The following is a 12,038-nucleotide window of genomic DNA, read 5'->3' on the forward strand; positions in this document are numbered from 1 at the left end:
AAAACGGAGAGGACAGAAATAACCTGAAGAAGCGGAGCTAAAAGCTTTCTGAAAGAAAGCTACTTCGGAAGCATACACTGCGCCTTTATCCCCGGATTTTTCCCTTTAAAAAGGGAATCAAAAAAATCTGGGGATAACAGCGATCGGAAGGTTGTTCTGTCATCGGAGTGGCAAATGTAACTATTCTTTAGTTGAACTTAACTAACCGAATGAGGGGATCAGTATGAAAGGAATAGGAGGCGCATTGGCGATGTTTACGAAAAAAGAACAGGATCCTAAAAATCCGGAAGTTCAACAGAAAAACAACCCAAAATACAGCAAAGCACAGTTCGCCGAATCCCGGCAACTTAGCCGGATCGAGAAAGATATTTTGGCAGCAGTTCTGCTGGAACAAGAAACATACACCTTACAAGAAGCACAGCAACACATCCAACAATTTATGAATGGGGAGGCACAATAATGGCTGGAGGAACATGGACAACACAAAACAAGGTACGCCCCGGCGTATATATGAATTTTGCATCGGAGGGCTCGTTGCCCGGTACGGTAGGTGAGCGGGGAACGGTGGCTTTGGCATTGCCATTGTCATGGGGAGAAGCAGGTACAATCCTGACGGTACAAGCAGGTGAAGATGTACAAGCCAAATTGGGCTATGACTGGACAGCACCGCAATTGCTGCTGATCCGCGAGGCATTGAAACGAGCGCAGACCTTGCTTCTATATCGACTCAATGCAGGGACCAAAGCCAAGGCAAACTTGGATAAACTGACAGTCACAGCCCAACACGGTGGTGTGCGTGGTAATGACCTGGCAGTTGTAATCTCCGCGAATATCAATGACCCGGAACAATTGGATATCTCCACTTTGCTTGTGGGTAAAGAAGTCGACAAACAAACTTCATCCACCATCGAAGCTCTGGAATCCAACGCATACGTCACATTTACTGGTGAAGGTGCACTCACAGCTACAGCGTCGCTTCCACTAACAGGTGGATTGGATGGTGCTGCAACTAACCAAGAGCATGCTGATTTCCTGACCAAGCTGGAGGTGCTGGATTTTAACACCGTCGGTCTGATCTCAGACGATGCCACACTCAAGTCAGTCTACACAGCTTACATCAAGCGTTTGCGTGATACCGAAGGCAAGAAGGTGCAACTGGTTCTGTCCGATTATCCGGCAGCAGATCATGAAGGAATCATCAGTGTCAAAAATGGTGTTGTGCTCGCAGACGGTACCGTTCTTACGCCGAAACAAACCGTAGCATGGACTGCCGGTGCAACAGCGGGAGCTAACCTGAATGAATCCCTGACATTCCGTGCATATGACGACGCTGTGGATGTTAATGGTCGATTGACACACAGCGAGACAGAAGCAGCCCTGAGTAATGGTGAGTTTGTGTTTACAGCGAGCAGCAACCGCGCAGTGGTAGAGCAGGATGTAAATACATTCCGTTCCGTAACACCGGAAAAGGCACGTCATTTTGCCAAAAACCGTGTAGTGCGTGTTCTCGATGGCATCGCTAACGATATGAAACGAATTTTCGAGTCCTATTATATCGGCAAAGTGAACAATAACGAAGATGGGCGCAGCCTGTTCCGTTCCCAATGTGTCACCTACCTGAAGCAGCTTCAGGATATTGGGGCGATTCAAAATTTTGATTCGAAAACAGATATCACTGTTGCTCCGGGCAATGAAACTGACAGTATTCTAATCGAGATTCAGGTCCAACCTGTGGATTCCGTTGAAAAAGTATATATGAAAGTGAAGGTGGTTTAAGATGGCATTTTTGAAAGCAAGCGACACAATCTCCGGCCAGGAAGGCCGCGCATACGCAACGATTAACGGACAGACGGAAGAAATGTTCTATGTGAAGACGCTGGAAGCAACGGTGGAGAAACAAAAAGCAGAAGTCAAAACCTTGGGTCGCCGCGGCGTACAGCACAAAGCAACCGGTTGGTCCGGTTCGGGTTCCATGACAATCTTTTATACCACTTCCCGTTTCCGCGAGCTGATGCTCCAGTACATGCAGAATGGTGTGGACACGTACTTCGACATTGAAGTGACCAACGAAGATCCTTCCTCTACGATTGGTAAACAGACGGTGACCCTCAAAGGCGTCAACCTCGACAGTGTAATCATGGCATCCCTGGATACCGAGGCGGAGGCGTTGGAGGAAGAAGTGAGCTTTACCTTTGAAGATGTCGATATGCCTGTATCGTTTAATCTGCCGAAGTAATGTAGCGTGGAAAGCATAATGATTTGAGATTCATAAAGAGTTTAACTTAGCAGAGGGTTTGTAAAAGAAACCTGTTCAACTTGCCTGTGTTACGGGCTATTTGTCATGTCAAAATTCTGCTCTTCGCCGCTTCTTGCGGCGGGGAGCCTAACTTTAGAGGAGGAACAATACATGAGTGGATTGAGTATGTTTTTTGCCCAAAATGCAGCAACAGATACAACGGAGGAGTTTATCGTATCCCCCCGATTCAAAGACGAGAAAGGCGAGCCGGTTGCCTGGAAACTGCGCAGCATGACCGAGGACGAAAACCAGGAATGCCGCAAAGCGGCTACCCGCAAAATTAAGGGCAAGAACGGTGTCTACACACCCGACATCGATGCGAATGATTACATGGCTCGCCTGATGAGCGCAAGTGTAGTTTATCCCGATTTGAAAAACGCAGAACTTCAGCGTTCATATGGCGTGATGGGGGCGGAATCGCTTTTGCGGAAAATGCTGTTGCCTGGGGAATTTGCTTCGCTCGGTGAACAGGTTCAGAAGCTGAACGGCTTCAATCAGGATATGAACGAACTGGTGGATGACGTAAAAAACTAATTAAAGAGGGCGATTCCGAAGCCAATCTGGCTTATTACGCTCTCCACGAATTAAACATTTTGCCGCATGAGCTAATGGCCCTCTCCATGCGAGAACGAGCGGCCATCTATGCGATGATCTCCATCCGGGTGGAGGAAGAGAAGAAAGAACGGTCCAAGAGCCGCGCCCGGAAGAAATAAAAAGGAAAGGAGGGAGAAATGAATGCAGGCTATGTTTGCAAGACTGTTTTTTACTTCAACTAGAATATTAACGCAATTTCAACAATTACCTGCTGCTATAAGTGCCATGTTTAATTCTGCTCGATTGAACAGTATTGCAATGGCATCCAAACTGTTACAAGGTGTGCCAGAAGAACAGGCTAAGGTAAATGCTGCCTTTACAGAAGGTGCCCAGCGAGTGCGAGCCTGGATCAGTATGATGAAATCAGCAGGGCAAGCGGTTCTTGTTCCAGCGGCGCAGGAAGAGGATTTGAAGCATCGCTATATGGCTGCTACTGGTGATGATGCTCAGGGGGAGACGATCTTTAATCGCTATCGCGGGGAAGCTTTCAAGAGTGGACAGAATGTTACGGATGCTTTGAAAGGTGCGCTATCTCTCATCCCATATGCACAGAATACGGATCAGGTTGACCAACTGAGAGATATGACTAAACGGTTGAGTATGCTTTCTCCAGATGGAAAAAGTATGTCAGATGCATCCAGTGCCTTGGTCGCTGCCATGAACGGAGACAACGGTGAACTTGCCAATTCTTTTAACATTCCTGCTGAAGCTCTTAGCGGAGCGGGTCTGCAACAAACCATCGATTCATCCAATCTGGATGGGTTTATTCAAAAGTTGGATGTCATTTTGCAAAAGCAAGGCTATACTCAACAGGCTTTCGATACCATGTTGGATTCACCGTTGCAGAAGTGGAATGCATTAGTTAATCAGTTTAATGGGGTTCTCGGCCAGATTGGACAGGCAGCTCTTGTTGCGTTGACACCTTTACTTGATCGTTTAAATGAGGCTTTTGCCAATGGTGAATTCACTGGCATTATTGAATGGCTTAGTAATGCATTTACGGTTGCGGCAAACGCGTTGACGATGCTGGTAGACGGCATTTTATACCTTGCAGCCGTGATTCAGCAGAACTGGGATATCATTCAGCCCATCCTGATGGCATTGGCTATTGTTGTACTGGCATTGGTCATCGCACAAGTCTATAGTCTCGTTGCTGCGTGGTTATTGTTGAATTGGCCGATTCTTTTGGCAATTGCTGCGATTGCGGCAGTTATTGGAATCCTGAATATGATGGGGATGTCAGGTACAGAGATTTTGGGAGTCATCATAGGTTCATTTATGATGCTTGGGGAAATCGTACGCGTAGTTGTGGCTACAGTCTGGAATTTGTTCGCTTCGCTGGGGGAGGCGATTTTCAACGTTTTCAGAGCTCCTATGTATGCTTTACAGAAATTATTTAAAGATACGGGGATTTTCATTCTTGATATATTCTATAACGTCGTAACTGTAATTGAAGATGCCATGGAACGAATTAATGGTGGACTTAACAGTCTGATCAAACTTGTTAACAAAACCTTTGGTTTCAATATTGGTTTGTTTCAAGATTCTGATATCAGTTTGGGTGGCAAGGAAATAAAGGAGTGGAAGAAAGGCCTCGAATCCTGGGAGCCTACGAGTGACAAAGATGTGAAGACATTTTTCAAAATGGACGGAGAATACAATCCTAAAGCTTTTGAAGATGGTCAGAAGGTTGCGGAGGATTTACTTTCTGGTTTCTCTTCAACCTCGAATGCGGATTCTAAGGATAAAGATTTACCAGGTAAATTTGGCAAAGACTTCACACCCGAAATACCCAAAACACCTCCCATACCATCGATGCCAACGGCACCTACTCCCACCGTTGTTCCCAACAACAACATGAGTAACATCAACAAAATCAACAATATCGGACAGGTGGACAAGATCGGTGACGTGGACGGCACAGTGGATGTAACCAGCGAGGACTTGAAACTGATGCGTGAGCTTGCCGAGATGCAGGCGATTCAGCGATTCGTCAGTCTGACGCCAACCGTTCAGGTCACCACGGGCGATATTAACAGTGGACATGACGTGGACAGTATCATCAGCAAAATCACCGATGGACTGAACAGTCAGATCGTCTCCAGTGCTCAGGGGGTGTATGGATAAGTGGAATATTATATTCAACTAAGCTTCAATAACCGTTCCGAATACATGTTTTTCCCGGTGACACCAGAGAGCATTGAGTTTTCGGATTCGGGAGACGGTAGTACGTTTAACGTTAGCGCTTTGGGTGAAATTAACGTGATCAAGTCGCCGAAGTTGCGTGAAGTCAGTTTCAGCGGGATTTTTCCAGCAGACTACAGCCCGTATCATCTGAACTACGATGCAAGACATCCGGCAATTCAGAAGCAGTTTTACCGTGATCCCTATGAATATGTGAAAAAGATCATCCGTTGGATGCAGACGGGCAGACCCGTCAGGCTGTTCTTTTCCAGTGCAAGGTACACCATTAATATGGCTGTTTCCATTGAGAGCTTCGACTGGAAGGAGACAGCGGGTACGGTGGGGGATATCCAGTATGATATCAAGCTGAAGCAGTTCATTTTTTATGCCGCCAAAAAAGTAGTGCCACTCAAGGACAGCAAGGAAACGGCTGCTTCGAAAACAAAAACCAAAGCCTTCCGGCCCAATGAAAAAATTCAGCCCAAGACTGTCACACTCAAAGCCGGAGACTCCTTGTGGTCTGTAGCCAAAGCTCATTTGGGAGATGGATCTCGCTGGAAAGAGCTGCAGAAGCTGAATAGCATCAAAGATGCACAACTGAAGAAGCTGCCGATTGGACTTGTGATCAAGCTTCCGTGAAAGGAGAGGGAATATGCAAGAGCAGATTAGGCTGGATGATAAGCTGGCAAACATGAAGGAACGGTTATTACTGGATGACAAGCAGGGCAACATCTGGGACATTAGCGAAATTGCCGGTGACATTACGTACAAAACCTCCCGTATCGGCAAGCCTTCCTCTCTGGAATTCACCTTGATCAAGGGCAGTCTGTACCAGAATAAGAAATTCACCTATGAGAATGGATATGTCGTGAAATATATCAGCAACGAGGTAGGCATATTTTACGGATATATCTTCTCGGTGGATAGCGGCAAGGACGAAAGTGTCAAAATCAAAGCCTACGACCAGACTCGTTATCTAACCGCGAATCAGACGTATAAGTTCGTTAACGCAACCGCTACGGATGTGATCAAACGAATTGCTACCGACTTTCAGTTGAAGGTAGGCGAGCTGATCCAGCCGAAATATGTTATTCCTCGCATGTTATTTGATAACAAAAAGCTGATCGACATGATCTGTGAGGCGCTCGACCGAACGCTGATCTATGGCGGTAAAAACTATATCTTCTACGATGATTTCGGCAAGCTTGTGCTTCGGGATGTGGAAGAGATGCCTTATGGTTTTGTCATTGGGGATAACAGTCTGCTCACGGATTACAGTTATACAAGGTCGATTGACGACCAGACGTATAACAAGATCAAGCTGTATCGGGATAACAAAGATACGGGAAAAAGAGAAACGTTTGTTCATCAGGATTCAGGCAGCATCCGTCAATGGGGGCTGCTTTTTTTGTACCAAAAAGCGGATGACGGCCTGAATGAAGGTCAGATTGATGCCATGCTGAAGACCCTGATGACCCTCCGTAACCGCGAGACGCAGACGTTGAAAGTGGATGCGCTTGGTGATTTCAAGGTGAGAGCAGGCAGTTTTGTCAACATCCAAATCGATGAACTCAAGATCAATCAATATTTTCTGGTAGACGAATGTACGCATAAGGTACAAGGCGGCGTGCACACGATGTCACTGGATTTGAAGGTGGTGTGACGATAAATGATGCTGGACGTGATTAAAAAGGCGGCGGTGGCCGCTGTAGATGCCAAGTCTCCCGTTCAGGTAATGTACGGAAGCGTGACAAACACTCAGCCGCTGGAGATAACCGTTGAACAACGGTTAGCGTTGGCTGAGCCTTTTCTGGTACTGCCAGAATCCGTAGTGAACAAAGCTTGGACCGTGGGTGACCATGTTTTGTTATTACGTGTTCAAGGCGGGGACAGCTTTGTCGTGCTGGATCGGCTGGTGAATCCATGATTCCACAGGGTGCGCAGATTAGCGCAGAAGATCAGGAAGAGGCTGCTGTGCTTCCAAGTCTGACGTATGTGTTTCAAGCTTCAGGACAGCGAATTGGAAGACTGCAACTGGATGGAAAAGATGCGGTAAAACAGGCGGTGTACAAAGCGTTGTCTACACGCCGCTACGAGCATCTAATCTATTCCTCGGACTACGGCATGGAATGGTCCTGGGAAGGAATGGCCGGGAGATCCATGGTTGAATCGGAACTGGAACGCTGGATTCGCGAAGCATTGCTTCCGGATGATCGAATTTCGGATGTAACCGAGTTCGATTTTGTCCACGAGGCCGATGGAGTGCGGGTATCTTTTACCGTGGAAACAGATTTTGGCAGCTTCAGGGAGGAGACGGAGGTGAACATGGATGTATGAAGAGCAGACGTTTGAAGTTATTTTAAACCGAATGCTGGATAGGGTACCAGATGGTGTGGATAAACGTGAAGGCAGCATTATCTATGACGCGCTTGCGCCAGCAGCTGCGGAAATGGCTCAGATGTATATCGAGCTGGATGTGAACGCCAATCTGAAGTTTGCAGATACAGCTTCCGGAGAGTATCTGGATCGCGCGGTGGCTTGGTCTGGTACTAGTCGGAAAGCGGCCACGAAGGCACGTTGGGTTGGCAGTTTCCGAGATAACGAAGGGAGGCCTGTTGAAGTTCCTTTGGAGAGTCGTTTTTCTACGGGGGATCGGGTGTACGTTATTGTGGAGCGCATCGCGGCAGGGCGATATGTGTTGGAATGTGAGGTCGCGGGAGCGGAAGGAAATGAATATACGGGGGCGCTGCTGCCTATCGATTATATTGCTGGCTTGACGACGGTTGAATTGACACAGTTGTTGGTTCCTGGCGAAGACGAGGAAACGGATCAGGCCTTATATGATCGCTATCAGGACAAAGTTTCTCGTCCGGTCACGAGTGCGAACAAATATCAGTATGAGCTATGGGCACGGGAAAACTCCGGTGTGGGCAAAGCAAAAGCTTTTCCACTGTGGGATGGTCCGGGTACTGTCAAAGTGGCATTGCTGAATAATGAAATGCAAACACCTGCTGAGGCGGTCATTAAGGCGGTGCAGGAGTATATCGATCCATCCCAGGATGGAATGGGCGAAGGTGCTGCTCCAATTGGACCCGTGGTCACAGTGGTGGGAGCAGAAGAAGTACCTATTGATGTGGAGGTACAGGTCACGCTTGCTTCTGGTTCAACGTACGAGGGCGTGAAGACACTGATTGAAACGGGAGTTACGGCGTATCTGAAAGAACTGGCGTTTGCCGATCCGTTGGTTCGTTGGACACGGATTGCGAATGTCATTCTGGATATCCCGCCAGTGATCGATTATAGCGATCTGCTGGTGAATGGTGGGATGTCCAATCTGGAGATCGCCCCCGGCGCAGTAGCTGTTCTTGGGACGGTGAAGGTGACATGAGTAAAGCGGACGTATTAATGACTCTTTTGCCCCCGTTGTATGAAAATGTGCTGGAGATGCAGCTTCTTACAGAGACCGAAGGTGTTGAACTGGACAAGCTTACGGTGGGTTTGGAAAGTGTGCTGGACCAATTCTACCCGGAGTCTGCGACCTGGGCATTGGAATGTTATGAGCGGGATCTACAGATTCCGACGAATCAAGCCAAGCCGGATGATCAGCGGAGATCCGTAATCATTTCCAAAATGCGCGGCAGTGGCAAAGTCTCCGGTTCGATGCTCAAGAACGTGGCGCAGGCCTACGAAAGTGGCGGGATTGATGTATCCGTGTCGCCTGAGGAATACTTGATCGGAATCCGCTTCATCGACACATGGGGCTTGCCGCCCAATCTGGACGATCTGAAGGCAGCGATTGAGGATATTAAACCAGCACATATGACCGTGGACTATCGTCTGCGGTATTTGACGATTGCGGAGGTTGAAAGCATGACGCTGGAGGAGATCGAACAGACTCGGCAGGATAAATTTGCAGGAGGTGGAGCTTAAATGAATGAACCAAAAACACCGAATTTGGGTTTGAATAAAATTGATCGTTCCTCGCCATCAACGACCTATTTTGATCTGGACAAGTATCTGGATCAGAACTGGGAGAAGGTTGATGAGGGTGTTGCGACTAAGCAAGATTTAGAGGAACTTCGTGAAGCGGTAGGGGATATAGATGTTCCCGATGCGTCTTTGACGCAGAAGGGTAAGGTGCAGTTGTCTAGTAGGACGGATGGATCGTCTGAGACAGTGGCTGCCACAGAAAAGGCTATAAATGATGCGAGAATGGCAGCAATCCTAACAAGTTTGCCAAGATCAGGTGGCGAACTGACTGGACCAGTACGCATAAGCAATTGGGGCGAGGTCAGTGCTAGTAGCGGGGGATATGTCCTATATGGCCATAACTGTTATTTGGATACGGCTGGCGTTGTATATCGTTACCGAAATACCCACGCGACAATGGGAGCTAGGGGCATTGTTTTTAGAATTGGTACAGGTTTGGAGGGGGCGTGGATGTTCGATATGGGCGCAATTTCCACGACAGCGGGTGCATCATTTGTACCGACACTCAAGCGTTTACTCAATACGGATGACTACAGCGCTATTGTACAGGATTACATCCGGCAACCAGGATATGCTGTGACAACTGGTGCAGCAACGGCTTATGTCGTTACGCTCAGTCCTGCTCCAACTTCGCTACCGGATGGATTCGCAATTACTATCGTGCCACATGTTGATAATGGCGCAACGCCAACACTTAATATTAACGGTATTGGTGTGGTGGCGCTCAAGGACCAAAAAGGTGTAGCGTATGCTGCTGGTAAGCTGTTAGCAGGACGACCTTATACGTTTAGAAAAGTTGGAGCGGATTTTTTAGCCGATAGCGGGTCGAGTAATGGTACAGCTCAACCCGCGCAAGTATTAGCTGGAGCAACATTTGACAATGAGAACGGGGACCAGATCGGAACCATGCCCGATAACGGAGCATTGGGTACACTCATCCCAGGAACTTCTAACCAAACTATTCCACAGGGATATACGTCCGGAGGGACTATTTTAGGGGATACTGATTTGATTGCATCTAATATCAAAAGCGGAGTTAATATCTTCGGAATAGTTGGGAACGCAAATACGTTTGCTCAGGCGGACATCGCGTGGACCATGGCTAATATGCCAGCGGATACATCTAATTTAAATATCAAGGTTGACGGCAGGCCATATATTGATTCTGATGGCAACATACTTTCAGCTTCAATTGCTTCAACTACTAGTATGTTAATAACTAAATTCAATAAAAATGGTACTCTCTTATCGTCATTATCCGTTACAATCAGCGGATATAGCAGCCCAACTACAGGAAGGACATTTGCAAGCAAGAATGGTATTTTACAATCCAACAGATTTTTTGCATACACGGGAACAATGCTGATCTCGTCATTATCTAGTCCTGCCGGGTTCTTATTGGCGGCGTGCATCTGGAACCAAAGTCTTGGTAAATTGTATAGGGTGTATGATAATACCAGTACTGTATCTGTTTATGAAGGCGTATATACGGAAGTCGCTAGGGTAACATCTGTATCTGCTGAATCTCAGGCTTTTTTGATCAATGATGATCTTATAATGTTCGGTGGATCTGCATCAATGGGAACTATATCATTTAACGGTTCAACGTGGGCAGTCACCTACAGCAAAACGATTTCAAACAAAGATATTTACCGAATGTTGATTAATGCTTTGATGAATAGATAATAGGGAGGATATTATCATGGTGTATTTAAAGATTGTTAATATTGTAAGTAATAATGGAGTTATTGATTACAAGGGACTGAATATAGATTTATTCGTTCCAGGCTCACAGGTATATCCGTTGTCTGGAAATTATTGCTTGCTGGGAACAACACAAGAAGTAGTTGTAGGATTCCACGAGGATGTTATCGTGCTGACCGCCGAAGATTATGAGTCCTTGAAGAACGAATTTATTACTTCTCAGCCCGTGCTGATGGATTACGAAAAAGAAATTCGACAATTGAAAGATGAGAATTTAGAATTGCAGATGGCTTTAATAGAAATTCACTCTATGCTATTGGAGGTGAAGTAGTACGATGGTAAAAATTTATGTTCGCTTAATTCAAAAAGGAGCAATTACTATTAAAGACGTCCCGTTACAAAACCGGACCGAAGTATTGGCGGTGCTTGCTGCTCTTGATTTAGATCAAAGCGGGAATATCTTGTGACAGGCGTTCCGACATCGGAACGCTATTTTTTATGGAGATGTGAGGACCAGGTTTAACCAAGGAACTTTTAACCTCAAGGCCTTTAACCCAAATTTCCCTATTCGTCTTTGACCGGGCAGTTGCAGACATATCAGGATCTGCTTAGCTTCTGTAACGATGGAAATGACGGATTCGGAGTAGCTGGGGATTTTGTCCCTGCAATCTCATTCGCACCATCATGTATGTATCTGCTGAACCGAGGGAATTTCATTCTGGAGATCACCAAACGGGTTTTGATTGATGTTGGTTTCGGTGCAGTCGCTAAAGGGAGGCGGTCCCATGTGGAGTTCTTTGAATTCATGAGACCTTTAAACCAGGCGATCAAGTTGTCTTTATTGAATGAGTTGTGTATGCCTAATATGACAATGAAAGTATTTGATAAAAATATCCATCGTGTTAGCAAATTGGTAGATATTCCATATGTCCAACGAAGAAGACGTATAAAAAGCGATTATGAGGTAACCTCTTTGTCCAATGATCTCGGATGATTATTGCGAAAATAGAAATAACGACCACGTTTAAGATAAGCGTGGCCAATTTTTTTGTTTTTAGTCTTGGAGCCGATCCGATCCCGTGATGGGCAGAAGCTTATGGCTTCAATTTATTGCAACCATATCCTTATAAACTGAATGATTTAAATTTCCGTTTATTTGTACATTAATTAAGCTTATGGCGTACACATAAACGGACTGACCGAATTGATAAGAAAAGCTACTGATGATGCATTTAGTTTCGTTTTCATGTACGAATATGGGATAGGGCCT

General features: G+C 46.3%; 14 protein-coding genes. All 14 read left to right on the forward strand.

Annotated elements, in window-relative coordinates; genetic code table 11:
• Positions 1-250 precede the first annotated feature (250 nt).
• The 14 genes from OM416_RS17955 (at position 251) to OM416_RS18020 (ending at position 11,235) form a co-directional block, all read left to right on the forward strand.
• Entirely contained in the window at positions 251-460 is a 210-nt protein-coding gene (locus tag OM416_RS17955; RefSeq protein WP_264931733.1) for a hypothetical protein, read from the forward strand.
• Positions 460-1,776 carry a phage tail sheath family protein gene (locus tag OM416_RS17960; protein WP_264931735.1) on the forward strand — a complete coding sequence of 439 codons (1,317 nt, stop codon included), beginning with the start codon at positions 460-462 and terminating at the stop codon, positions 1,774-1,776. Before OM416_RS17955 ends, OM416_RS17960 begins: the two co-directional genes overlap by 1 nt.
• A 1-nt stretch (position 1,777) precedes the next feature.
• On the forward strand, positions 1,778-2,236 hold the full coding sequence (locus tag OM416_RS17965; RefSeq protein ID WP_017690162.1) for a phage tail tube protein: 459 nt from the start codon (positions 1,778-1,780) through the stop codon (positions 2,234-2,236).
• 171 nt (positions 2,237-2,407) lie between these two features.
• The gene (locus OM416_RS17970) at positions 2,408-2,830 is read left to right on the forward strand and encodes a phage tail assembly chaperone (RefSeq protein WP_036611390.1); all 423 of its coding nucleotides are present in this window, start codon (positions 2,408-2,410) and stop codon (positions 2,828-2,830) included.
• A gap of 201 nt (positions 2,831-3,031) precedes the next feature.
• The gene (locus tag OM416_RS17975; protein WP_264931742.1) at positions 3,032-5,017 is read left to right on the forward strand and encodes a hypothetical protein; all 1,986 of its coding nucleotides are present in this window, start codon (positions 3,032-3,034) and stop codon (positions 5,015-5,017) included.
• Positions 5,018-5,713, forward strand: coding sequence for a LysM peptidoglycan-binding domain-containing protein (locus OM416_RS17980; protein WP_264931745.1), 696 nt, complete (start codon positions 5,018-5,020; stop codon positions 5,711-5,713). It begins immediately after the preceding gene.
• Between the two features lie 13 nt (positions 5,714-5,726).
• The gene (locus OM416_RS17985) at positions 5,727-6,737 is read left to right on the forward strand and encodes a hypothetical protein (RefSeq protein ID WP_264931746.1); all 1,011 of its coding nucleotides are present in this window, start codon (positions 5,727-5,729) and stop codon (positions 6,735-6,737) included.
• 6 nt (positions 6,738-6,743) lie between these two features.
• On the forward strand, positions 6,744-7,001 hold the full coding sequence (locus OM416_RS17990; RefSeq protein WP_175383663.1) for a DUF2577 family protein: 258 nt from the start codon (positions 6,744-6,746) through the stop codon (positions 6,999-7,001).
• Complete coding sequence (locus OM416_RS17995) at positions 6,998-7,411, forward strand: DUF2634 domain-containing protein (RefSeq protein ID WP_063564533.1); 414 nt, start codon at positions 6,998-7,000, stop codon at positions 7,409-7,411. Before OM416_RS17990 ends, OM416_RS17995 begins: the two co-directional genes overlap by 4 nt.
• Positions 7,404-8,462: a baseplate J/gp47 family protein gene (locus tag OM416_RS18000; RefSeq protein WP_264931747.1), complete on the forward strand. Its 1,059-nt coding sequence runs from the start codon at positions 7,404-7,406 to the stop codon at positions 8,460-8,462. Before OM416_RS17995 ends, OM416_RS18000 begins: the two co-directional genes overlap by 8 nt.
• A complete protein-coding gene (locus tag OM416_RS18005) occupies positions 8,459-9,004 on the forward strand; it encodes a YmfQ family protein (RefSeq protein WP_264931748.1) in 546 nt (181 codons plus the stop codon). The genes OM416_RS18000 and OM416_RS18005 overlap by 4 nt, the downstream gene beginning before the upstream one ends.
• Positions 9,005-10,750, forward strand: coding sequence for a phage tail protein (locus OM416_RS18010; protein WP_264931749.1), 1,746 nt, complete (start codon positions 9,005-9,007; stop codon positions 10,748-10,750). It abuts the gene before it with no gap.
• 16 nt (positions 10,751-10,766) lie between these two features.
• Positions 10,767-11,099: a hypothetical protein gene (locus tag OM416_RS18015; protein ID WP_264931750.1), complete on the forward strand. Its 333-nt coding sequence runs from the start codon at positions 10,767-10,769 to the stop codon at positions 11,097-11,099.
• A 4-nt stretch (positions 11,100-11,103) separates the two neighbouring features.
• Entirely contained in the window at positions 11,104-11,235 is a 132-nt protein-coding gene (locus tag OM416_RS18020; RefSeq protein ID WP_264931752.1) for a CD1375 family protein, read from the forward strand.
• Positions 11,236-12,038: the final 803 nt, after the last annotated feature.

Origin of the sequence: Paenibacillus sp. LS1, from assembly GCF_026013365.1 — a bacterium.
In the GTDB taxonomy this organism is placed as follows: domain Bacteria; phylum Bacillota; class Bacilli; order Paenibacillales; family Paenibacillaceae; genus Paenibacillus.